Raw genomic sequence first — 23,919 nt, forward strand, 5'->3', positions numbered from 1 at the left:
CGCAACTTTTCTTGTAGTGATCTTTAAGTGAATTGGCAAACGTAAAATTAATTGTTCAACCAATAATTAGCTATGTAACCAAGGAAAAGGTTGTACGATTACTGTACTATTTGCTGCCACATCGCCACTGTCCTTATCTAATACAATAAAACAGTTGGCAAGGCTTAGCTGTTTTATTCTATGAGACTGCTGCCTTGAGAAACACTCCACCTGATACTCGCCTGCCGCGCTTTGCGTCAATACGCCGCGCTGAAAGTCTTTGCGACCGACAGATTTTTTGATGTCATTAGTGAGCGTAGCTTTGACGTTTATTTGCATCGGTTGCTCAGCTAAGCTCGCACCTGACATCTGCCACAGCGCTGGTATCACAAACTGTAGAGCCCCAACGACCGTGGATAGTGGATTACCAGGCAGACCAAAGTATAATACGGGCTTGTCTAACTGTTTGTTTAATTCGCCAAGTAACTCACCAAACACGAAGGGCTTACCAGGTTTCATCGCTACTTTATAGTGATTAATCTGCCCAAGCTGCTCAATAACTGTCGTCAAAAAATCATAATCACCCACCGATACGCCAGCGGTTGAGATCAGTACATCACAGTCTTGCATGGCCTCATTAACCGCAGCAGTCGTCTTATCTAAATTATCAGGAATGATGCCGTAATCGCGAATAGTAATCGGTAAGTCTGCCAGTAAAGTTTTTAGCGTTAGTGTATTGGAGTTGTATATTTGCGCCAGACTGGTCAGCTCATTACCAATAGCCACGAGCTCATCACCAGTTGCGAGCAAACCTATGATAAGTGGCTCAAAAACCTTGACGTGACTGATACCTAAGTTTGCAAGCAGGCTAATATCAGTAGGGTTAATGCGCTTACCGACTCTCAAGACGGCTTCACCTGACTCGATCTCTTCGCCTTGTTTGCGAATATTGCTATCGATCTGAGCCGTTTGCGACAGCGTAATAGTATAAGGCTTTGACTTATCAAGCATGTCTTTTATTGCTGTAAAGTTCGTATTCTCTTGCATAATGACCGTATCACAGCTATCAGGTACGACCGCGCCTGTAAAAATACGTACGCCCTGTCCCGCCGCTAACTTGCCATTATATGCGCTGCCCGCTTGTGACTCGCCCACGATTTCTATAGTACTGTCTGTCGATATTATGCTGTCTTGTACGATAGCATATCCATCCATCGCAGATACGTTTTGTCTTGGCACATCAAAAGGCGAGCTAATATCTTGTGCTAGTATTTGATTGCGGCTGTCTTGCAAAGCGCAAGTTTTAATGGCTCTTTGTTGTAGAGCAAAATCGTTGTTATTATAACCCTCTACGCGCTGTTTTATTGCTGACTGTAAGGCTTCCATAGTAATCATAATGCGTTACTCTTTTTTATTTATAGCATTAAACTCATAGTATTAAACGTCAAAAATGCGATATAAAACCACTTTGTACTAACTATCAATCCATCTTTGCGCTCTAGCATGAGCGAGTTGGTAAGGCGTGTCAATGTCATAGCTAAGCTGCTGGTTGTTCACTCTGCTGATTTGATTAGCTGGCAGTCCTCTAATTAGGTGACGTAACCCTTTATCCCCTGTTAATAGTGCTTGCCATTTATTTAGCAGTTCATGATCAATGACTAGCGGCAATCCGACGATATCTTTATTAGAGGTATTAGTAGCAATTTTCTCATCCAAATCTTGCTTATTGCTCAAGTTGCTTAGACTGCTGTAACTGCTGGCAACTACCCTCTGCGACCCTGCCAGCAAAGCTTGTAGATGTTCTTTATCAAGAAGCACTTGATCAACGCCCATAATCAATACTCGATTGATTAATAAATTATCACAGCTATCGACACTAACCAAACGGCTTAACGCCTCAACACCTAAATACAAGCTATGCGCCATACCCGTTTTGGGTGTTGGATTCGTAACCGTGTGAATAATGGCATGCTGAGTAGATAACTCGGTAATCGCACTGACTATTAATGAATTACCCTCAGGAAGAACAATTATAGTGGCTTCTGGCTGGGTCACTAAAGCAAGCTTAGTCATATAGCAGATTAAGAGTTCGCCCTCCTTTTTAAGTAACTGTTTTGCTTGACCTAAACGCTGACTCAGACCACTTGCTAGAATAATAACGGCATGGTTTTGCGCTTGTAAGTCGTTAAGCGCTGACATGGATTGGCTAGCAGTCATAAACCGCTCATCGCAGAATCAATCCTCTGAGCTGCCGTATTTAAAAGCTTATCTTTAGGACTTTGACTTTCTAGCCACTTTGCTGGTGATAAGGCATCTGGCTGTACCTGATTATGCATAACCGCGTTAATCTGCGCCACAATACCTAACGCTAAAGCTTCGGGCCCATCACCACCAAGTTTATAGCCGATAGGATACTGTAGCTTATCGACACCCTCGTTTAAGACAGTAGCATCAGATTTAGTAGCGCTGATCTCATCAATCAGGCGCTCGGTACGATAGCGCGGGCCCAATTGTCCAAGATACTTATAATAATTGGCATGTTCTAGTAATACAGCAAGGCGAGCGCGATCTTGACTGAGGCTATGCGACATCAAAGCAACGGCAGCGTTGCTACTGAGCTTTAGCAAAGTTTCGGTATCTTCCAACGCGAGCGGCATGACGTCATCCGCTTGCGGGAAACGCATACGCGTGGCATATTGCGCGCGACTGTCTACGACAGTAACATGCCAATCTTGCAACTTTGCCATAGTGACTAGCGGCATGACATCATTACCTGCCCCGCAAATCAGCAAACGGATTTGGGGCTCCAATCGTTGTACTAGCCACTCTGTGGTTGAATGAATATTGTCATCATCTTTTACGACCACGTATTCGGCATTTTTATTATCCAGTTTATGCTGCGTTAATTTTTTAGCAGTATAGATAAGTGCGCTTCGTTCACTAGACTGTGTTTGATCTGAGTTACTATTGGTAATGGCGCTATCGGTACCAAGGGCTGTTACTTGTCCCAACTGACTATAATCATCTAAGTGAATTCGCATACCAATTCGCATTTGACGATCGTAAGAGTTAGCGGTATGAATTAATGTAGCTATCGTGACAGGGTGCTGCGTATGTCGAACTTGATGAATGATATTTAAAAGCGCTGTCACCGTGGTCAAACGCTCAAACAATACGTGCACACGTCCATTACAACCCAAGCCAAAATTTAACTCGTCTAAACTGTTATCATAGTCGTCCTCTAAATCTACTTCTAAAGAGTCTATTTGAGCGGTTCTATCACTAGTAGGAGTGCGCGCTTTACCATTGGCAATGTATTCAATATCATCGCCTGTTTGATAGACTTGCACGTTAGCACCATTACGAGTCAGCCAAAAGGCACGTTTGATAATATGTGGTTCAAGGCAGCCACCACTAATCATCCCAACCGAACGTCCATCCTCGCATATAAGCATCATAGCACCAGCACGGCGATATGCTGAGCCTTCAGTGCGGACGACCGTTGCCAATACAGCATCAACGTTTTGACTCTGAGCATCATTGGCTAATTTAAGAATGTCAGCGATTTGATTCATAGCGCCTCTAATTTGATACGTATACAAAATATTTGAATAAATAGATAAATATTTATATTTGGAATATTTAGGAGGTAAAAACCCGCGACTTAGGCGGGTTTTTTTGTATAAACAAAATTTAAAAAACTACTCTGGCATTTCAGCGAGCAATTTATCTAAGGTAATCGGAAAGTCGTACACTCGCACGCCAACCGCATTATAGACCGCATTGGCAATAGCAGCAGCAGCGCCTGCGATAGCGGTCTCGCCTATACCTTTGATGTGCATCGGATTGGTATACGGATCATCCTCTTCTACCAAAATAACCTCAAGCTGCGGGACATCGGCATTGACGGGTACGTGATACTCAGCAAGGTCATGATTGCATAATCGACCATCGCGTTTGTCATGAATGACCTCTTCCATCAGTGCCGAACCGATACCAAACACCATACCGCCGTAGCACTGTGAGGTTGCAGTTTTTTCGTTAAGAATGCGACCTGCAGCGAATGCGCCTGTCATACGCTTGACACGAATCTCACCTGTGACTTTATGTACTGCGACTTCAGCGAAGTTGGCACCAAACGAAGACTGGCGATATTTTTTACCATTTTTACCAGGTTTGATTTGACCTTTAGCACTGACTTTTTGATCATCATATTTAGCGATAATCTCTGCCAAGGCATAAGACTGAGAGTTGTCAAAATCAAGTTCTTCTGCCTTAGATTTTGGAATTGGTAAGCCCGTCTTTTCAGCCACTCTATCTGCTAACTCGGTTGCTTTTTCTACCAAACCAGACACTTTTTTAACTAAACCTTCAGCTTTCTCCTTACCCATTTCAAGAGCAGCATCAAGAGCGATTTCTGTCATGCTAGGCTCATGCTCGCCCACTTGCTTGATTTGACCATGATCAAACTGAATATTATCAGGATAAAGACCAACCTTATCTGCAATAATCTCACGCAGTTGCTGACAGGCTAAGTATACACCGCTACCTGCACTAGCAGCGCCCCAACTGCCACCTGAGCCTGATGCAGCAGGTAGATCACTATCGCCTAACTTCATCTCAATATGATCGATAGGTAGCCCTAGCAAATCAGCAGCAATTTGGGAGAATACTGTATAAGAACCAGTACCAATATCAGTCATATCAGTTTCGATGATGGCTTTTACACCAAGCGCTTTGGAGTTGTCCACCTGTAATGTGGCACGAGCTTCTGATGGCTGTAATTGGTTACCGCGAGCAGCCGCAGCCATGCCCATACCCATCCACCAATCGCCCTCTAAACGACTGGCAGGAGTAGCATCGCGCTCATCCCAACCAAACTGCTTGGCACCTTGCTCCATACAAGCGATAAGCTTACGCGATGAGAATGGAATGTCTTGGCTTGGATCTTTTTGAGGTTCGTTGCGGCGGCGAAGCTCAACGGGGTCTAAATTGAGCTTTTCTGCTAACTCATCCATCGCACATTCAACGGCGATCATACCAACAGCCTCGCCAGGCGCACGCATAGAGCCGGATAATACTTGGTTCATATCTACTTTTTTGTAATGTACGCGGCGATTCTCACCGCGATACATATAGTGGGTTGAGAGTGCGGCTGGCTCAAAAAAGGCTTCTTCTGGCAAATTGCTAGAGACGGTCTCATGAATCATCGTATCTATAATGCCATCGTCACTGCAACCAATAGCAATGCGCTGACGCGTGTTCGAGCGTCTAATTGTCGCCTCCATCACTTGCGGGCGCGTCATCGTAATCAGTACGGGACGACCCAATTCTTTAGCAGCTAGGGCTGCGGCTATCGATTCAGGTGAGATACCAAGTTTGCTCCCAAATCCGCCACCCACGTAATAAGCAATGAGTTGCACCTGATCTTTCTTTAGATCTAGAGCATCCATAACCTGTTGCTTGCAAGAGGCAAGCATCTGATTAGCCGTATGTAAAACAAGCTTATCACCCTCCCAATGTGCCAATGTAGCATGCGGCTCCATCGCTGAGCTGTTTTGGCTTGGCGTATGATAGAGGCGATCAACGGTCACCGCAGCATCCTTGAGACTCTGCTCCGGTTTACCTTGTTCTACGTTTTTGTCTGAGCCACCACTTTCATCGACCTCGTGAGCCTCTGATAACTCAGCAGTAAAATCTAATGCTGCCTGATCAGTCTCATCTTCATAGATGACTTTAATAGCATTTGCGCCCTCTCTTGCCGCCTCGAAAGTTTCAGCAATGACGACAGCTATGGGCTGACCATGATAGAGAATTTCGCTAACGCCCTGCGTTGGTGCTTGAGTTGCACCGCCCTGCTGGGCATTACGCAAAAACTGCTCAGGCTCAGTGACTACTTTGATAATATTAGGAATATTATCTAGTGCGCTACTGTCTATCTTTTTGACGCGACCCTTGGCAATTGTTGCACTGACCAATACGCCGTAAGCTTGATTCTCCAGCTGAATCTCGGCGCTATAAGCGGCCTGACCGCTCACCTTTAGTGAGCCATCAACGCGATCAATAGGTTTGCCTACCAATTTGCTCGCTGTAGTATCGAACAAGGTATCGACAGGCTCATCCATCGTCATTTTTTTGGTCGATTCTGATGGTAGTACTGAGTCCAATAATGACATGATTATGCTCCCTTGCCAGCTAATGCGCGGCCAATAACTTGTTTGAATAAACGGCGAGTCAGAGGTATCTTAAAGTCATTTTGACCACTACCCTTAGCCTCTTCTAATAATAAATCAGCCGCCTGTTTGATAACCTCATCATTACCGTCAGTACCTACCAATAACGCTTCGACTGCTTCATTGCGCCACGGCTCGGTACCGATACCACCAAATGCTAAGCGCACGGTTGCTAGATGACCTTTATCATCGACATCTATGACCGCCGCACAAGACAGCAAGGCAAAAGCGTATGAGGCACGGTCTCGCACTTTGTCATAAGTGTGCATACCTTTGATAGGTGCAGGTAGTACGACATGAGTGATCAGCTCACCTGACTCTAATACCGTTTCAATATGCGGGGTATCTTTTGGTAAGCAATAAAAGTCTTTGACATTAATTTTGCGAGTTGAGCCATCTGCCTTGACGGTCTCGATAGTCGCATCCAACAGACGCATCGCCACTGCCATATCGGAGGGATGCTGAGCGATACAAGCGTCGCTCGTGCCCAATATCGCCAAAGTGCGATTCTCACCATCAATGGCAGGGCAACCAGAACCTGGATTACGCTTATTGCAAGCGCTATCGGTCTGATAAAAATAGTAGCAACGTGTACGCTGTAAGAAGTTACCGCCGGTCGTGGCTTTATTACGCAACTGACCTGTTGCCCCTGCCAAGATAGTACGAGATAGGACAGGATAATTGGCGATGACCTCAGGATTAGCGGCCAGATCACTATTGGTAACGAGCGTACCGATTCGCAGTCCGCCATCGTCCGTGGTCTCTACTTGCGCAAGCTCTAAACGCGTTACGTCAACCAATTTGGTTGGCGTTTCAATCTCAAGCTTCATCAAATCTAAAAGGTTGGTACCGCCTGCGATAAACGAGGCGTTATTGGCACTGGCAGAAATCGCAGCTTGCTCAGGTGCATTGGCACGGCTATATTCAAAGCGTTTCATGAGCGGCCTCCTGACATTGTTTTTGGCTTGCTAGAGTTACCAAGTTGAGTTTCACTCGGTGGCGGTGACCAGATACCAGTGACGGCGTTTTTTGCTGGCGCATCTATTGATGAATCAGCAGCTTGACCTTCTAACACTTGCGAGATGGCTTTGACGATATTGGGATAAGCAGAGCAGCGGCAAATGTTCCCACTCATACGCTCAGCGATTTCTTGTACCAGTAGCCCATCGGGATTTTTCAGGTCTTCACTAACATAGCTTGGCCAGTTCTGTTTGACCTCATCAATAAGCGCTGTCGCTGAACAAATCTGCCCAGGCGTACAGTATCCACACTGAAACGCATCATGATCTTTAAAGGCTTGTTGCAACTCAGATAGCGACTCAGGCATACCGATGCCCTCAATCGTCGTGATCTCATCACCGTCATGCATAACGGCAAGGGTTAGACAAGCATTGATACGCTCGCCGTTGATCAAAATGGTACAAGCGCCGCATTGACCGTGGTCGCAGCCTTTTTTGGGACCGGTTATTTGCAAGTGTTGGCGACACAAATCAAGGAGCGTCGTACGAGGGTCAAGGTCATCAAATTGATGCTCTTGTTGGTTAATCATTAACGTCAAAGTAGACATGCTGGCTTCTCGCTGGCAGTTGGTTTTAGTTTTGGATGGATTGTGGTTTCGATAAGAAAATGAGCTAACAAGTAGATGGATTTATTATGACCTATCGACGAGCTAACTTTGTTTTTTCTTTGTAATACTTTTGAAAAATTGAATACGGACTAAAATTATCGGGTGAATTATTAATTATGAGACAAAAGAGAGCGTCACAATAGATACTCGCGGCGCTACCTAAGGCGCGTCATCTTTAGATGAGTCATAATGTCAATTGACTGATTTTTTACTGAGGATATGATCTTTAAGCCTATAACCTCACGTCATAATTTCAAATAAACCTATCAAATCACGCGCCATTGTTTTTACCTTTACTATTATAGTTATTTTGATGGCATGTTATTCTGATTCGTCACTATTCAAAGCATTATAGCCTGTATAATAGGTTACTCTATCGTTCCGTAAAAATCCTGCCAAACCCAAACCATAACGCTCAGCGACGCGCACTGCCGTACTGGTCGGCGCTGACATTCCAACGAGCCATGGCAGCCTCATACGGATAGATTTTTGTACCAGCTCGATAGACAGACGTGATGTCATCACTACACAATCGATGTCTGCTTTTTGCCGCAATTGCCAGCCGATTAATTTATCAAGGGCATTGTGACGTCCAACATCCTCAAATAGATACAATTGACCCTCATAAACCGTTGACGCTGCATGAACAGCACCTGTTAACTGATGAGTGTGCTGGGCAGCATCTATTTGTATTCTTATCGCAAGCAAAGTCTCTAACTCTGGACGCGGGCTTGACTCAGAGCGAGCAGTTAAAGAGCTCTGATAAGTGCTCAAATCTGGCAATGCTTGAGTCAAGCCCGTAATACCGCACATACCACAGCCTGTACGCCCTGCTAGTTGGCGCTTTTGCGCTTGAATACGCTGATGGCAGCGCTGATTGAGCACCAGCTCTACGACATAAATATCATAGTCTAATAAATGCTCAAACGACGTTTCTAGGTTGTCACTATTGTCTTCGTTAAAGGATTTATCGTTATCACCAAAGGCTTTAAAATCAGCGCTATCAGTCAGTTGAGTAACGTCCCAATCAAGCAAGTCTCGACTGTGATCTATTAGGCCTTCACTAAACAAAAACCCAACAGCTAGATACTCTAACTGTTGGGGACTTGCCATTAATACGGCGTAATGAATGCCATTGATTACGATAGCAACAGCCGCCTCAATAGCAAGATCTGCCTGCCGACTATCAATATCAAAATCAATCTTATCTGTTGCGCTCGGCGACGTTGCATTGAGCGATTTGACAGAACCAGACTTTTTATCCTTTTTTTTATTCTCAGCCTGCAAGTAAGCGTGCTTGTGCGTGAAATGGCTACGCGACAAGGGAGATACTGGTGTCAGTGCCAATGTTGATGCACGCGCGCTCTGTAAGTCTGTATCAATGGTCATAACTACTCGTGAACCTATAACTTATAAATACTTTCTAAGCAGCGCAATTACTATCAGTATGCTAAGCGGGTACTGCTGAGCTTAAATCCTCTACGACCTTTTCACGACTGCTTTGCTTAACTTGACTTATTTTCTCCAACACAACCGTTGCCGATTTATAGGCTGGTATATGCGAGTCTGGCGCTTTGGTATCTAAATCAAATAGATCATTACATTCAGGATAGTAGGTGGCGACCGCGTTGGCAGCGATGTCCATTTCTGTCAGTACCAGTGGCCCTAACACGCGTTTCTCGCCATTGCTCGTCTCGCGAGTAATTTGAACAGTATCGCCTTTACTAAAGCCTATTCGGCTCATCTCATCAGGATGCATAAAGAGCACATCACGGCGATCCGTTTGACGGTAGCGGTCTTTATAACCGAAAATCATCGTATTAAACTGATCATGGCTACGGACACTCGTTAATTGCCAGACTTGCTGCTTGTTATTTTGCTTGTTCATAGCGTTGTTATCGCTATGGTTGAGTGCTGAGGTTCGCGTTGCCATCTGCTCTACAACAAAGGTAATCGGATACTGCGGCACCTCAAACTGTGCCTTTTTGCTATCAGTATTCCAGACACGATGACGCGCAGGATGATAAAGATGAAAACCACGATCAGCGGCGCGTACGCGATAATTGAAGTTATCAAAACCTTCAATAGCCTCAGCAACATAGTCACGAATAATATCGAAGTCCTCACCCATCTGTTGCCAAGGAATATCGAACTTGTCACCGAGTACATGGGTTGCCATATCAGCAACAATCTGCACCTCAGACTTTAAGTGATCACTTATCGGCCTGAGGTTACCTTTAGAGCGCGCAATCTGGCACATGGAGTCCTCTGTTGTGACGAACTGCTCACCTTTGCTAGTGATGATCTTTTCGGTACGGCTGATACAAGGCAAGATAATGTTATTAGCGCCAGGATGTAGCATTGTGCCGTTTAGCTTAGTGGCGACAAAAACATTGAGTCGAGTGGTTGTTAATGCTTGTTGAATCGCGCTCTTATCTGGTGCAGCTACCGCATAGTTACCACCCATACTGACAAAAGCTTTAAGCTTGCCGGCGATCAAGGCTTTGGCACCTGCAACGACATCGAAACCATCTTCACGCGGCATTGGCTGTTTAAACACGCGTTCAAGACTATCGAGTAGCTTTGCGTCTGGGCGCTCGTGGACACCCATCGTGCGATCGCCCTGTACGTTAGAGTGTCCGCGTACTGGAGATGCGCCAGCACCCTCGATACCGATCATACCCATCAGCAGTAGCAAATTGGTAATCATCGCAACATTATCATCACCTTGAACGTGCTGGGTAATTCCCATGCCCCACGTACAGATGGTCGCTGGACTGTCGGCAACCATGCGCGCAACCTCGATAATTTGCGCCTGCTCAATACCTGAGCCACGCTCAATATCTGTCCATGATTGTGCCATTAGCCACTGTTTTAATGGCTCAAACCCTGAGGTGTGCTGGGAGATAAAGTCAGTATTAATCTTGTCGTTTTCAATTAGCCACTTAGCGATACCTGTCAGTAATGCAGCGTCACCACCGATCTGAATTTGGATCACATCATCAACTAGATCATCGCTCTGACCTGCTGCCATGTGCGCAGGCTTTTGCGGATTTCTAAAGGCACTCAATCCTTGCTCACGCATCGGATTGACAGAGAGTATCTTGCAGCCTTGCTTATGAGCGTGCGCAAGCATCTCTAGCATACGCGGATGATTGGTCGCCGGATTTTGACCGAACATAATAATAAGGCGCGCTTGCTCAAAATCCTCTAACATTACTGTCGCTTTGCCCACCCCCAATTGACGACCGAGCATCACTGAAGTCGGTTCATGACACATATTGGAGCAATCGGGCATATTGTTGGTGCCAAACAGACGTACAAACAGCTGGTACAAAAAAGCGGGCTCATTGGTCACGCGCCCTGAGGTATAAAATAGCGCCTCATCAGGAGAGTCCAATCGATTGAGCTCTGTAGCAATACGCTCAAAAGCGGCGTCCCAAGAGATTGGCACGTAGCGATCTTGCGCAGCATTATAGGCCATCGGCTCTGACAAGCGTCCACTGTGCTCAAGCTCATATCCAGTCCAGCTTTGCAGCGCAGTTACAGTATTTTTGGCAAAGAACGCCGCGTCCGCTTTGGTCGACATAGTCTCACTAGCGATTACTTTAAATCCGGTCTCACAGACATCTAAAGTCTTGTGAGTTTTGTGATCAGGCCACGCACAACCGGGACAATCAAAACCACCATTGGGCTGATTGCTCATCAGTACGCTCAAACTCCCGCGCAAAAAGGCTTTGTAGTCCATAAGTTTGCGAGTCGATGCAACGAGCGCAGGCCAACCGGCCGCAGGATGAGCATAAATAGGAATCTTGCGCATGGTAGACCTCATGTCATTTATGGTATTAAAACTAGAGTAAAAAGTAGGTGCTGAAAAAGAACAGCTATGACAACTAGTATTCAACGTAATCTTAAAAATAGCCAGTAGAAACCTAGCAATATGAATGCTTCTTCACAAAAGTAAACGTGCTGGTCAAGATAAATAACGTAAAACAAAAAGACAAAGCAATAAAGTCAAAAATATGGGATGCGTAACCGTTTGTTAAATATGAATTTCTATCCTATTTGACCGGCACATACCTTACAGGAATAGTCTCTTTTAAATCGTAGATTGTGTTGACTCATATGCTTGCCATCCCAGTTTAGTAATTGACCTGACAACGGATTGTGACCTAGTCCTAGATATTGCAGAGCAAGATTGGCTTGCATATTACCCATCACTGTCGTTGTGCTGGCAAGTACACCAGAGTTGGCACAATTTTGCTCGACGCTTTTATTTGTGAGTATCTCTCCAAACACGCAGTAATAACATCCCGTGTTTTTATACGGCTCGTATAGCGCGAGCTGCCCTGTCATAGCGATAGCTGAGGCTGAGAGTAGTGGCAAACGCTCTACCACACTGATCTCATTTAACAGCTGACGAATCGCAAAGTTGTCCGTACAGTCAAGCAGTAGAATAGTTGAGTGATCCGCACTATGAGGGACGAGCGACTCATGCCTCTTTTGCGCTATCAAGTCTGATAGATCATCCATCGATTGTGCATCTAGACGCTGCATGCTATAGCTGACTTCGATCAAAGGATTTATCTGATTTAACACCTCAGATGCGGTCTCAGCTTTGTTCTGACCGACATTTGATGCGGTAAATAATGTTTGCCGCTGTAAGTTGCTCATCTCAATCGTGTCATCATCAATCAGATGAATATGACCGACCCCTGCCCGCGCTAAAGTCTCAGATGCTGGACAACCTAAGCCGCCTGCGCCAACAATGATTGCCGTACTGGCTTTTAGACGTACCTGCGCGCTAACATCCCAGCCATCGAGTAGCACCTGACGGGCATAACGCATCAGCTCATCATCAGTTAATTGTAGATATGGTTTGCTCGTATCTGACACGTCAATCCTTTTGTATCTGACTATAGATGCCATATTGTACAATAGTCATAGCTATCGAGGATGACTTTTAGGATGTCCTCCTATAATGATAATGCGTCAATAGTTAAATAAACGCTTGCAAAGTCGCCAAAACTTGCTAAAATGCATGGCCTAAATAGGCGTATAGCTCAGTTGGTTAGAGCGCTACCTTGACATGGTAGAGGTCAGCAGTTCGAATCTGCTTATGCCTACCAAATTTAGAAAGCCCCAATCTCACGATTGGGGCTTTTTTTATGCGCATAGTATGAGGGCTGTAGCGCAAAAACTTGACTTGCATCGCTCTATGATTATGTTAACCAAGTTAGCTCATAATGACTAAAAAAAGCGACGGTGACCAAATGGTGACCACCCCTTCAAAACTGTAAAAAATAAAACCCTCTTTTTGACCTCTACCTTAGTTTCTAACTTTGAGTCTATTCTCCCTTACTTTCTGGTTTATACTCTTTGAGCTATGCTGAAAAAACTATAGACCTAAACTTAATAAATCAAGTTCATTAATAGAAGTTTGTTCATCTATCTTGTTTTAACGCAATAGACTCGACAACTGATAACCAATTTTTGCCACGACTACCATTGTTCAATACTGGATAATCTCGATCACTGTGTTTCATTGTTATCGAGATTATGCCTTTAGGTATCCCAGATACAGTTGATACTGTAGTGGCGCCTTTCACACCACATCGGTTACATTGCTATTAGCGGCCGCCTACCCACACTCTGTAAATATAGTAAGGGGGCTGACCTTGATCAACAGTGCCAGTGAACTGTGATGTTTTGTGCAATTGATTCACCGCAACATATAACCAGCCATTGGTATCTAAAGACACGTTGTCAGGCCAATCGAATCGACTATCTCGTACTAACGGTGTCATCTGTCCTTTATTATCGAGCACATCTACGCCATTATCATTTAAGTTGGTAATGTAGTGGTTTCCGTGACTGTCTATAGTAGCACCGTCTGAAACGGGCTTATCACCAACACGAATAATGCTCTTACCAATCTTCTCATCACTAGCATTCGCTCTAAATAAGGTCGCGTCTAAGCTGTACCAAGATCTACCATTCATCGCGCCAAAATAAATCGTATTATTATCGGCGGACATCGTAATCGGGTTAATGCCGTTGTTTACCGGCTGACCACCTAGCATAATATCCACACCATTGATCACTATTTTTGCATCAGCTTCAGGTTGCAAAGCGACGTGATTGCCAAAACGACGTATTTCATTGGTGTTCATATTAATGGCAATAATGGCTGGATTGGGAATATCGGCTAAATAAATCCATCCATTTTTTCTATCGACCACTAAATCTTGCACAAAGCTATTTTTTGGTGCGATGTCTGTAGGTATATCGATTTTGCTAATCAATGTACCGGTTGCAATATCAAAGCCCCAAACCCGAGTTTTACCGATGTGCTGGCCCATATCGACAATCCATAATCCACCTTGATTGTCTTTGGTTATACCTAATGGTGTATCAATGGTCGCTTCACCATACTGCCCTTTAGGCGATTGAAACTTATTTGAAGGCCAAGGCTGATAACTGTTGGGCCCAGTCACTTCAAACAGCTGCACTCCCTGTTCACCGTCGTTGGGATGCACGGTAGAAAACACCCGACCATCGCTCGTAGCCATGACGTTCCCTGGGCGAATAGGCAAACCGATAACGGTTTCTATCTGTCCCAACGTAGCGACCTCACTTTTTACTTGAGGAGCAGATATAGCTTCGCTCTTAATTAAGCTACATCCTGCTAGGGCCATAGTGACTAACCCAATAATAAAAATATTCTTCATCGTAAATTCCTGAGTGTTTGAAGAGGCCTGTAGTGACCCCTTTATCTAATGTGATTGCTTTAAGTGAAGAGGTTGACTGGCTTGCTTATCCTCATCTTCTGGATGATAACGCATGAGGTCCATTCTCACTTTTCCACTAAATTTTTCCGTTGTTTCAATAACACTTTTAAAACCATCAGTTTGAAGACAAAAATGAAAAATAGCCAGTCGAGAGAAGTCTACTTTATGTCGCTTTGCGCGTTCTTTCATTTCAAATGACTTAACGCTATCGGTAGTCGCTAAGCGTGCGATATTAGAACCTTTGAGACCTTCGCCAAAGATAGCAATGCACATTCAACTTATAATAGACTCGCACTCTTCTCCAAACTCAGATGAATAATTCGTAATTTATTTCGATGAAGTGAGTATAATTCCTACGTAAGCGCGATTTTGTACTTTTTGGTTTTTTAAGGATTGATAAAATATCTCTATCGGATTTGACTATTAGGAGAGCTGTCCGCTTACATAATGAAATATGTCACCCTATAATGAATGATTATGTATCTTAACGAGCAAGGCAATCGATTTGAAAATTTTAATGGTGTTATTTTATGGCCTTAACAAGGGCGCTGGTGTTGAGCGAGTAGGTTCTATGATTGCTAACGGTCTATCTGAAGTCGGTCATGGCATAATGTTAGCCAGTATTGGACCTTGTGATAAACCCTTCTTCCCCCTAAACGATGATATCAAAATAATTGCACTATCAGATTCTCCACGGGTTAATTTGGGCCGTATTCCTAATACAATTTATACAATAAGAAAGCTGTTAAAAACAGAGCATATTGACACAATAATCGCGGTAGACACAAAGTCTATTCCCTATACTTTACCCGCGACTTTAGGCTTGCAAGTAAAACATATAGGCTGGGAGCATTTTAATTTTGATCCTAGCAAAGGTATGAGCAGGAGCTCTATAGTCAGACATTTAGCGGCACGATATTGCGACTCAGTGGTTACCTTGACCCAAAGAGACAAGGAACACTGGCTAAAAAATACTCGTCACAAATCACAAATAATCGCTATAGGAAATCCTTGTCCATTTCCGGCTCAAGAGTATATTAAACATAATAAAAAGATAGTGTTAGCTGTTGGTCGTTTAGATAAAGATAAAGGTTTTGACTTATTACTTGAAGCTTGGCTTCAGGTCACTACTGTTATGCCAGAATGGACATTAAAAATAGTTGGTGAGGGTGATCAAAGAGCGAATTTAACTCAGTTTATCCAAAAAAACCAGATGATTGAGAAGGTAGAATTGGTTGGTATGACTGACAATGTGGGTCACTATTATAGGCAGGCGAAGATATTTTGCCTGAGCTCTCGGATAGAAGGGTTTGGTATGGTTTTGACGGAGGCGTTAGCTTTTGGTCTCCCTATTGTTAGCTTTGATTGTGGACCTGGTCCCGCAGAAGTTTTAGAAGATACTGGCTCTATTTTAGTGCCTAAAAACGATGTTGACCAACTTGCTTTAGCGCTGATTAGTTTAATGAATGATGATGAGCAGCAAAGAGTTATTGGCTTAAGAGGTAAAAAGAAAGTCGAAGGGTATCAACCTGATCATATAATAGGTAAATGGTTGGACCTACTTAAAAGCTTTGAGCAACCTAAAATATTACATTAGGGCGTGTTGACTATAAAAAAGGTATAGCTATTAAAAATATTATTGACCCTTATACTTGCTATGGACAAATAAAATAGCGCTATCCAAATATTAAATGCTGCCTCCTACGAAGAGACAGCACTATTATTATCAACCACATAGTGACTCAAAGGTAATGACAAATAAGCAGCCTTTACTTATCAAAAATGGATAACCGTACGAATACTCTCACCCTTATGCATTAAGTCAAAGGCGTCGTTGATGTCATCAAGACCCATCGTATGGGTAATGAAGTCCTGTAGTGGGATTTCACCCGCTAGGTAACGCTCTACATAGCCTGGCAATTCTGAACGGCCTTTGACGCCACCAAATGCGGAGCCTTTCCAGACGCGACCTGTCACGAGCTGGAAGGGACGGGTTGCGATCTCTTTTCCTGCGCCTGCGACACCGATGATGACTGACTCGCCCCAGCCTTTATGACAGCACTCAAGCGCTGAACGCATGACATCGACATTACCGATACACTCAAACGAATAGTCAACACCGCCATCAGTTAGCTCTACGATCACCTCTTGAATAGGCTTATCGTAGTTTTTAGGATTGATGCATTCTGTTGCGCCTAGCTTTTTGGCAAGCTCAAACTTGCTTTCATTGATATCAATCGCAATGATGCGGCTGGCTTTTGCCATTTGAGCGCCGATGACCGCTGACAGTCCGATACCGCCTAGACCAAAGACGGCGACCGTAGCACCCTCTTCGACTTTTGCGGTGTTCATAACCGCGCCCATGCCCGTAGTCACGCCGCAACCTAACAGACAGACTTCTTCTAGTGGCGCTTCTTTATTGACTTTGGCCAATGAAATCTCTGGCAAGACCGTATATTCAGAAAAAGTTGAGCAACCCATATAATGGTAAATTGGCTCGCCATCTTTATAAAAACGGGTAGTACCATCTGGCATCAGACCTTTACCTTGAGTCTCGCGCACGGCTGAACACAAATTGGTCTTACCTGAGCGGCACATTTTACAGACGCCACATTCTGCGGTGTATAAAGGGATAACATGGTCGCCGACTTGGACACTGGTCACGCCCTCCCCAATTTGCTCCACGATACCACCACCTTCATGACCCAAAATTGCTGGAAATACGCCTTCTGGGTCTTCACCAGATAAGGTAAACGCATCGGTATGACAGACGCCGCTGGCAATGATTTTTACGAGTACTTCGCCTTTGCGTGGCAGCATGACATCCACCTCTTCGATCGATAGTGGCTCATTTGGGCCCCATGCCACAGCGGCTTTTGATTTAATAAATTTATCTGACATAGTTGTCTCTCTTTTTGAGTAATGGTATTGCTTATTGAATATAGATCTATTTAGCTTATAGTGCTTACCTAATAGAGGCAAGCAACCGTTGTCGCAGTATTTAAAACATTTCATTATATACTGATGATTATAGTTTTTTCTGAGCGGATAACAATGTGCTATATTTACAAATGTCTTTTACACAGTGGTAATAATGATGAAATGGGATGGTATCAGTGAATTTGTTTACGTCGCCGAATATGAGAGTTTTACGAAAGCTGCAAAAAAAATAGGCATCTCCACCGCCCAAGTGAGTCGGCAAGTAAGCGCCTTAGAGCAACGTCTCAATATTAAATTGCTCTATCGAACGACTCGTAAGGTCTCATTAACAGAAGAAGGCACTGTTTTTTATCAGCACTGCCGCGGAGTACTTGATGGTCTGGACGCTGCGGAGCGCGCAGTGACGCATTTACAATCAAAACCGCAGGGCATGATTAAGATGACCGCCCCTGTCACTTATGGAGAGCGGCAATTAATGCCATTGGTGAATGACTTTATGGTGCACTATGATGATATTGAAGTCACTGCCCTATTGAGCAACCAACAGCTCGATTTGGTTGAAGGCGGCTATGATTTGGCAATTCGCATCGGAAAGCTTCGTGATTCGACCATGATGGCAAAAAAGCTGAGTAGCCGCACTAATTTTGTCTGCGCGTCGCCCTCTTATATTGAAAAACACGGCATACCGCATTCTCTAGCTGAGCTTAGTCAACACAACTGTCTATTAGGTACGCTAGATTATTGGCACTTCAAGGCATCGGGTAAAGAGAAGAACATTCGAGTGGCAGGTAGAGTGCGCTATAACAGTGGTTATAGTTTGGTCGATGCGGCTATAAAGGGATTGGGTATTGTGCAACTGCCTGATTATTACGTGCAAAAGCACTTAGAGTCGGGAGAGCTTGTCAGCTTATTAGATAACTTTAGAGAACCTAAAGAAGGTATTTGGGCCGTCTATCCTCATAATCGCCATTTGTCGCCAAAAATTAGGCTGCTACTAGATTATTTAGCAGCACATTTATCTACACCCTAACTGGGTGATAGTCAAAACTACCCGACTCAATCCTTTTTTATCAGTAGCACGCTGGCATAGCGGTATTCTTTTTATTTGGGATTAACTATATCAATAAAGCTTACTATTACTGTAGGGTAAAAGTTATTTTCTTTTTAGACCCATTATCTTTTGTACGGAATAACGTATGATAGTCGCTATCGTAGAATAACGCAGTAGACCTGCTCAGTCTAAGCAGATTATTATTGATAAATCATCTATAGCTAAAGAGTCTATTGCTAAGGAGATAGGGACGTTAAAGAGATAAGGACGCATTATCGTAACTTATTATGGTGCCCCATAGCGCTCAACCCGCAAATATCAGTAGCAATATTATAGGGTCTGTTAAACATTCAAATATTAGGACTGCTGATCGCTAAAATCGCATCAAACTTTTTATTAGATCAGGCGTAAATCGACGATAATATCGAGACCTTAGCTAGGGTTATAACAACGTTTGGGGTGATTTTAGTATCAGCCTTTCAGGGCAGGGCTATTTTTTGTCAATACATGGCGAAATTGTCTACCCTAGAATGACTAGGCCTCAAAAATTTCACTGCGTATTGTCTAAAAAATAACTACCGCCAGTGCCACATTTGAATGTTCAACAGACCCTAATTTTTGACCTACTCAGATACCGATAGTCTCAATCCAAATATAAAAAATACAATGCACTAGGAGTCGCTTTTTTATGGCCACCAATAACACCCAACATACTAAAAAAGATGTCATCTGTAACGCCGACCACAGTGTTCGAGTAAGAGGCGCACGCGTTCATAATTTAAAGAATATCGATGTGGATTTACCTCGTGATGCACTAGTCGTGTTTACGGGTATCTCAGGATCTGGTAAATCCTCACTTGCCTTTGGCACTTTATTTGCTGAGTCGCAGCGTCGTTATTTGGATTCAGTATCCCCTTATGCGCGTCGATTAATAGATCAGGTTGATGAGCCTGATGTGGATACAATAGAAGGTCTGCCGCCAGCCGTTGCCCTACAACAACAGCGAGGAACGCCCTCCGTGCGCTCATCAGTGGGCAGTGTTACGACCATCTCAAATGGGCTACGCATGCTCTATTCAAGAGCTGGAGACTATCCTGCCGAGCAAGAGATATTATATGCCGATGCGTTTTCTCCCAACACACCCGAGGGTGCTTGCCCTACTTGCTCCGGTATTGGCCGCGTGTTTGAAGTCACAGAAGAGCTACTGGTGCCAGATAATACCAAGACCATCCGCGAGCGTGCTATCGCAGCATGGCCACCCGCATGGCAAGGCAAAAACCTTGCTCGTATCTTGACTACGCTTGGCTACGATATCGATATACCTTGGCATAAACTGCCAAAACAGACCCGCGATTGGATCTTGTTTACAGATGAAACGCCAACCGTTCCTGTTTACTCTAAATACAGCCTTGAGCAAGTACAAGAAGCGATTAAAAATGACGAGAAGCCCAATTATAGGGGTACGTTTTCGAGTGCAAAGCGCTTTATATTGCACTCTTTTACCACAACTCAAAGCCCACTGACTAAAAAGCGCGTTTCTCAATTTATGCAAATCTCTGTGTGTCCAAAATGTGAGGGCAAAAAACTAAAAAAAGAATCCTTATCCGTGACTTTTGCAGGACTCGATATTGGCGAGCTGTCGCAACTGAGCTTTGATGAATTGGCGCACGCGTTAGAGGCGACCGCCAATAAACCCCTAACAGATACTATGGTAAATCGTGAAAAGGCTATCGTCGCTCAGCGCATTGCTAGCGATATTCTCTCTCGGGTAAAGGCGCTGACCCTATTGGGCTTGGGATACTTATCGCTTGAGCGTACTACACCGACCTTATCTCCTGGTGAGTTACAACGCTTGCGCTTAGCCACTCAAATTCGCTCACAACTTTTTGGGGTGGTTTATGTCCTAGATGAGCCCTCAGCAGGTCTTCATCCAGCAGATACCCAAGCACTACTAAGTGCCTTAGATGAGCTCATCGCTGCTGGTAACTCAGTGTTTGTCGTCGAGCATGATGTAAGCGTCATCAGACATGCTGATTGGATCGTAGACGTTGGCCCCAATGCGGGTACTCATGGCGGCGAGGTGATTTATAGTGGCCCTGTAGAGGGATTGCGCGACGTGACTCACTCGCATACTAGCCGCTATCTGTTCAGCACTGACGCTATCGCAAAACGCACACCAAGAGAGCCTGCAGCGTGGCTTAAACTTACAGGGATTACGCGTAATAACTTACAAGAGCTGGATGTCGATTTTCCATTGGGTGTGATGACTACTGTCACGGGTGTATCAGGTTCAGGCAAGTCGAGTCTGGTGAGTCAAGCTTTGGTAGAGCTTGTCTATGAGGCTCTAGGGCAGAAACAAACGGTTGAAGCTCCAACTGGCGAAGCCGATCTACTTGAGCAAGAGTTGGAGACGCCAACCGGCGGACAAATCACTGACGGTATGGACGATGTCAAACGACTGGTAACCGTCGATCAAAAAGCCATTGGGCGTACGCCGCGCTCAAACCTCGCTACCTATACCGGATTGTTTGATCATGTCCGTAAGTTATTCGCGTCAACGAGCGAGGCAAAATCTCGTCGTTACAACGCAGGGCGTTTTTCATTCAATACGACGAAAGGTCGTTGTCCTAATTGTGAAGGCTTAGGCTTTGTCAGTGTTGAGCTGTTGTTTCTGCCTAGCGTCTACTCACCTTGCCAAATCTGTCATGGACAGCGCTACAATAAGGAAACGCTAGAGGTCATGTATCGTGACAAAAACATTGCCGATGTGCTGGCCCTCACTGTGGAATCGGCTCATGAGTTCTTTGTCGATGACCCTGCTATCTTGCGGGCATTAAGTGCGCTGTTACAAGTCGGACTTGGCTACTTACGACTGGGTCAACCAGCAACCGAATTATCAGGCGGTGAAGCCCAGCGCATAAAACTGGCTACCGAATTGCAGCGAACGCAGCGCGGCGATACGCTGTATATCCTTGATGAGCCGACAACAGGTTTGCACCCAAAAGATGTCTCTATGCTAATGGCGCAATTAAATGGGCTGGTCGATGCCGGTAACAGCGTTATCATGGTCGAACACGACATGCAGGTTGCAAGTAATAGCGACTGGGTGATTGATATCGGTCCTGGTGCAGGGGACGCGGGTGGTCGTATTGTAGCGCAAGGGTTACCCAAAACAATCGCTAAATCAAAGATTAGCCGAACCGCACCTTTTATTCGCCAATAACGTCCGTCATAACCTTTTTACGATAGTACAAAACGGCAGCGATAATCCATTTATCGCTGCCGTTTTGTTTGATGTCATTCGATATTTGAGCGACCTATAGGTAGCGTTTTGTCGTTGCCATCTAGATTAGAACCAATAGAGCCGATTTCAGCTTTATGCACTCGTAGCTTCCAAATAGAGGTACGCTCTTATCTATCCAAGAGCAGGAAATAGCTTTAAAATCATGAGTCACAAACAAGGCTTTTATCATCAGACTTTCGGCTTTGCAGATATTATTTTAGTTGCTATGGATAGGATGCAAAGTCCGACCGCTAGTATTGCCAGCATAAAGGATAACGGCAAAAAGAAGCTTTCTTGTAATACACCATCAGTATTAACATCATTATAAAGCACACTCTCCAGTAGCCCTGATAAACCAGATAAAAACAACAGTACGAGCACCGCGATGGTCAGCTTAGACTTCATAATAACTTTTCCATTTGATGGTTTGTAAGGTTAAGCCAATACAAAAAACTGAGCCGCTTAGTTCTATTGTATAAGTATTTTATGCTTGGACGGGTTATCCAACTACTGTAAATGCTATAGTTAGTCTCAGACAACTTATTACTATTTTATTTTTGGGAGATCATTATGTCGTATAAGAATGTCACCGTCGCGGGAAGTGGTGTTTTGGGTTATCAAATTGCCTTTCAAGCCGCGTATCATGGTTTTAATGTCACGGTTTACGATATCAATGATGAGGTCTTAGAGCAAGCAAAGTCAAAGTTTAAAGGGATGTGTAAAGCCTTTAGAAAAGATTTGAGAGCGACGCAAGCGCAGCTAGATAAGACTTTTGATAATCTTAGTTATACCTCAGATCTTGCAGAAGCAGTCAAAGACGCTGATTTGATGATTGAAGCGATTCCTGAGATTCCAGAGATCAAAATCGAATTCTATGAAAAACTGGCTAAGCTTGCACCAGAGAAAACTATATTTGCAACCAATACCTCCACACTACTCCCAAGCCAGTTCGCTGAATCAACGGGGCGACCTGCTCAGTTCTTAGCGCTTCATTTTGCCAATAAAATTTGGATGCATAACGTTGCCGAAATCATGGGGCATCCTGGAACAGATCCCAAAGTATTTGATGAGGTGGTGGCGTTTGCAACTGCTATCGGTATGGTGCCGATGCCGCTGTACAAAGAGCAACCCGGCTACATTATGAATAGCTTATTAGCGCCTTTTATAGACGCAGGTTTGCAACTACTGGCCAAAGAGGTTGCCGATCCGCATACGATTGATAAGACCTGGATGATAGTGACGGGTGCTCCTGTAGGACCATTCGGTATCTTGGATACCATAGGGATCAATACGGCCTACAACATCACCAAGATGTCTGCTGAGAGGACTCAAAGTCCTGTGCGGTTTAAAGCAGTTAAATATCTAAAAGAGCAGTTGATCGATCAAAATAAATTAGGCGCGGCAACTGGCGAAGGATTTTATACCTATCCCAATCCTGCTTTTATGCATCCTGATTTTTTGAAGTAGTAGACCGCTTGGCTTAAATATCATTTTGCTTTGGTTGGTGTAGACATTTAGAGCGTTGTCGATGTTAGTCTCTTGCACGCGTGTCTTTTGCACGTATACCAACATATTACTGCGTCTGCACTTATCAAGTAGAGCATACAAGTGAGGGTAGCCGCCAAAGTCAGTAGTGATATAATGTCCTAACACTCGATATTTTGTAAAAGGTTTACCTTATGGCTCGTACCGCTAGTGCATTACACATTTTAGTAAAAAATAAAGAACAGGCAGAAGACATTATTGCCAAACTTAAAAAAGGCGCTCAGTTTGATGTGCTAGCCAAACAGCACTCAACCTGCCCATCAGGTAAAAAAGGTGGCAGCTTGGGTGAGTTTCAACAAGGCGATATGGTTCCCGCATTTGATAAAATTTGCTTCAATGGCAAACTCTTTACCCCGCATTTAGTAAAAACTAAATTTGGCTGGCATGTGGTCAAAGTACTTTATAGGACATAGGCGTTTAGGACATAGGCGTTTAAAACATAGGCGTTAGCGTTAGAGCACTGAAAAATA

The 23,919-nt window shown here is 44.2% G+C and carries 18 protein-coding genes and 1 tRNA gene; 6 read left to right on the forward strand and 13 right to left on the reverse strand.

Translation table 11 applies throughout. From position 1 onward, the window contains the following. Positions 1–66: 66 nt before the first annotated feature. The 9 genes from ACR64G_RS09080 to ACR64G_RS09120 all read right to left on the reverse strand — a co-directional run bounded on the left by ACR64G_RS09080 (position 67) and on the right by ACR64G_RS09120 (position 12,687). Complete coding sequence (locus tag ACR64G_RS09080) at positions 67–1,374, reverse strand: molybdopterin molybdotransferase MoeA (RefSeq protein WP_435978979.1); 1,308 nt, start codon at positions 1,372–1,374, stop codon at positions 67–69. 78 nt (positions 1,375–1,452) lie between these two features. Beyond that, the gene (locus ACR64G_RS09085) at positions 1,453–2,196 is read right to left on the reverse strand and encodes an NTP transferase domain-containing protein (protein ID WP_435978980.1); all 744 of its coding nucleotides are present in this window, start codon (positions 2,194–2,196) and stop codon (positions 1,453–1,455) included. Next, complete coding sequence (locus ACR64G_RS09090; RefSeq protein WP_435978981.1) at positions 2,193–3,554, reverse strand: XdhC family protein; 1,362 nt, start codon at positions 3,552–3,554, stop codon at positions 2,193–2,195. Before ACR64G_RS09090 ends, ACR64G_RS09085 begins: the two co-directional genes overlap by 4 nt. 126 nt (positions 3,555–3,680) lie before the next feature. Then, a complete protein-coding gene (locus ACR64G_RS09095) occupies positions 3,681–6,155 on the reverse strand; it encodes a molybdopterin cofactor-binding domain-containing protein (RefSeq protein ID WP_435978982.1) in 2,475 nt (824 codons plus the stop codon). 2 nt (positions 6,156–6,157) lie between these two features. Then, positions 6,158–7,150, reverse strand: a complete 993-nt coding sequence (locus ACR64G_RS09100; protein WP_435978983.1) for an FAD binding domain-containing protein — start codon at positions 7,148–7,150, stop codon at positions 6,158–6,160. Continuing rightward, complete coding sequence (locus ACR64G_RS09105) at positions 7,147–7,779, reverse strand: 2Fe-2S iron-sulfur cluster-binding protein (protein ID WP_435978984.1); 633 nt, start codon at positions 7,777–7,779, stop codon at positions 7,147–7,149. The genes ACR64G_RS09100 and ACR64G_RS09105 overlap by 4 nt, the downstream gene beginning before the upstream one ends. A gap of 381 nt (positions 7,780–8,160) precedes the next feature. Further along, positions 8,161–9,228: a formate dehydrogenase accessory sulfurtransferase FdhD gene (gene fdhD / locus ACR64G_RS09110; protein WP_435978985.1), complete on the reverse strand. Its 1,068-nt coding sequence runs from the start codon at positions 9,226–9,228 to the stop codon at positions 8,161–8,163. A gap of 61 nt (positions 9,229–9,289) precedes the next feature. Continuing rightward, a complete protein-coding gene (locus ACR64G_RS09115) occupies positions 9,290–11,659 on the reverse strand; it encodes an FdhF/YdeP family oxidoreductase (protein WP_435978986.1) in 2,370 nt (789 codons plus the stop codon). Between the two features lie 236 nt (positions 11,660–11,895). Further along, positions 11,896–12,687 (reverse strand): HesA/MoeB/ThiF family protein, encoded by a 792-nt coding sequence (locus ACR64G_RS09120; RefSeq protein ID WP_435980697.1) that lies wholly within the window; start codon positions 12,685–12,687, stop codon positions 11,896–11,898. A 204-nt stretch (positions 12,688–12,891) separates the two neighbouring features. Here ACR64G_RS09120 and ACR64G_RS09125 point away from each other — a divergent pair. Then, positions 12,892–12,968: transfer RNA gene (locus ACR64G_RS09125), tRNA-Val, on the forward strand. 501 nt (positions 12,969–13,469) lie between these two features. Here the strand turns inward: ACR64G_RS09125 and ACR64G_RS09130 are convergent. Continuing rightward, the gene (locus ACR64G_RS09130) at positions 13,470–14,570 is read right to left on the reverse strand and encodes an L-dopachrome tautomerase-related protein (protein ID WP_435978987.1); all 1,101 of its coding nucleotides are present in this window, start codon (positions 14,568–14,570) and stop codon (positions 13,470–13,472) included. Positions 14,571–14,615: 45 nt separating this feature from the next. Beyond that, a complete protein-coding gene (locus tag ACR64G_RS09135; RefSeq protein ID WP_435978988.1) occupies positions 14,616–14,819 on the reverse strand; it encodes a hypothetical protein in 204 nt (67 codons plus the stop codon). A gap of 316 nt (positions 14,820–15,135) precedes the next feature. Here ACR64G_RS09135 and ACR64G_RS09140 point away from each other — a divergent pair, with 316 nt between their 5' ends. Next, positions 15,136–16,227, forward strand: coding sequence for a glycosyltransferase family 4 protein (locus ACR64G_RS09140; RefSeq protein WP_435978989.1), 1,092 nt, complete (start codon positions 15,136–15,138; stop codon positions 16,225–16,227). 179 nt (positions 16,228–16,406) lie between these two features. On the opposite strand, the gene ACR64G_RS09145 is transcribed toward ACR64G_RS09140, so the two are convergent. Continuing rightward, on the reverse strand, positions 16,407–17,516 hold the full coding sequence (locus ACR64G_RS09145; RefSeq protein WP_435980698.1) for an S-(hydroxymethyl)glutathione dehydrogenase/class III alcohol dehydrogenase: 1,110 nt from the start codon (positions 17,514–17,516) through the stop codon (positions 16,407–16,409). Positions 17,517–17,727: 211 nt separating this feature from the next. On the opposite strand from ACR64G_RS09145, the gene ACR64G_RS09150 reads away from it, so the two are divergent. After that, positions 17,728–18,600, forward strand: coding sequence for a LysR family transcriptional regulator (locus ACR64G_RS09150; protein WP_435980699.1), 873 nt, complete (start codon positions 17,728–17,730; stop codon positions 18,598–18,600). A 709-nt stretch (positions 18,601–19,309) separates the two neighbouring features. Continuing rightward, entirely contained in the window at positions 19,310–21,844 is a 2,535-nt protein-coding gene (uvrA, locus tag ACR64G_RS09155; RefSeq protein WP_435978990.1) for an excinuclease ABC subunit UvrA, read from the forward strand. A 249-nt stretch (positions 21,845–22,093) separates the two neighbouring features. Here uvrA and ACR64G_RS09160 read toward each other — a convergent pair whose 3' ends face one another. Further along, on the reverse strand, positions 22,094–22,309 hold the full coding sequence (locus tag ACR64G_RS09160) for a hypothetical protein (RefSeq protein ID WP_435978991.1): 216 nt from the start codon (positions 22,307–22,309) through the stop codon (positions 22,094–22,096). A 165-nt stretch (positions 22,310–22,474) separates the two neighbouring features. Here ACR64G_RS09160 and ACR64G_RS09165 point away from each other — a divergent pair, with 165 nt between their 5' ends. Further along, positions 22,475–23,371, forward strand: a complete 897-nt coding sequence (locus ACR64G_RS09165; RefSeq protein WP_435978992.1) for a 3-hydroxyacyl-CoA dehydrogenase — start codon at positions 22,475–22,477, stop codon at positions 23,369–23,371. A 212-nt stretch (positions 23,372–23,583) separates the two neighbouring features. Beyond that, complete coding sequence (locus ACR64G_RS09170) at positions 23,584–23,862, forward strand: peptidylprolyl isomerase (RefSeq protein ID WP_435978993.1); 279 nt, start codon at positions 23,584–23,586, stop codon at positions 23,860–23,862. The last annotated feature ends 57 nt before the right edge of the window (positions 23,863–23,919 follow it).

This window comes from Psychrobacter sp. DM4 (assembly GCF_051307035.1).
Taxonomy (GTDB): Bacteria; Pseudomonadota; Gammaproteobacteria; order Pseudomonadales; family Moraxellaceae; genus Psychrobacter.

Bases quoted from the DNA above. Each gene is read 5' to 3' on its own strand.
- ACR64G_RS09150 (WP_435980699.1), top strand. From the start codon at position 17,728: ATGAAATGGGATGGTATCAGTGAATTTGTTTACGTCGCCGAATATGAG.
- ACR64G_RS09165 (WP_435978992.1), top strand. From the start codon at position 22,475: ATGTCGTATAAGAATGTCACCGTCGCGGGAAGTGGTGTTTTGGGTTAT.
- ACR64G_RS09120 (WP_435980697.1), bottom strand. From the start codon at position 12,687: ATGCGTTATGCCCGTCAGGTGCTACTCGATGGCTGGGATGTTAGCGCG.
- ACR64G_RS09090 (WP_435978981.1), bottom strand. From the start codon at position 3,554: ATGAATCAAATCGCTGACATTCTTAAATTAGCCAATGATGCTCAGAGT.
- ACR64G_RS09135 (WP_435978988.1), bottom strand. From the start codon at position 14,819: ATGAAAGAACGCGCAAAGCGACATAAAGTAGACTTCTCTCGACTGGCT.
- ACR64G_RS09105 (WP_435978984.1), bottom strand. From the start codon at position 7,779: ATGTCTACTTTGACGTTAATGATTAACCAACAAGAGCATCAATTTGAT.
- ACR64G_RS09095 (WP_435978982.1), bottom strand. From the start codon at position 6,155: ATGTCATTATTGGACTCAGTACTACCATCAGAATCGACCAAAAAAATG.
- ACR64G_RS09100 (WP_435978983.1), bottom strand. From the start codon at position 7,150: ATGAAACGCTTTGAATATAGCCGTGCCAATGCACCTGAGCAAGCTGCG.
- uvrA (WP_435978990.1), top strand. From the start codon at position 19,310: ATGGCCACCAATAACACCCAACATACTAAAAAAGATGTCATCTGTAAC.
- ACR64G_RS09130 (WP_435978987.1), bottom strand. From the start codon at position 14,570: ATGAAGAATATTTTTATTATTGGGTTAGTCACTATGGCCCTAGCAGGA.
- ACR64G_RS09080 (WP_435978979.1), bottom strand. From the start codon at position 1,374: ATGATTACTATGGAAGCCTTACAGTCAGCAATAAAACAGCGCGTAGAG.
- fdhD (WP_435978985.1), bottom strand. From the start codon at position 9,228: ATGACCATTGATACAGACTTACAGAGCGCGCGTGCATCAACATTGGCA.
- ACR64G_RS09085 (WP_435978980.1), bottom strand. From the start codon at position 2,196: ATGACTGCTAGCCAATCCATGTCAGCGCTTAACGACTTACAAGCGCAA.
- ACR64G_RS09115 (WP_435978986.1), bottom strand. From the start codon at position 11,659: ATGCGCAAGATTCCTATTTATGCTCATCCTGCGGCCGGTTGGCCTGCG.
- ACR64G_RS09170 (WP_435978993.1), top strand. From the start codon at position 23,584: ATGGCTCGTACCGCTAGTGCATTACACATTTTAGTAAAAAATAAAGAA.
- ACR64G_RS09160 (WP_435978991.1), bottom strand. From the start codon at position 22,309: ATGAAGTCTAAGCTGACCATCGCGGTGCTCGTACTGTTGTTTTTATCT.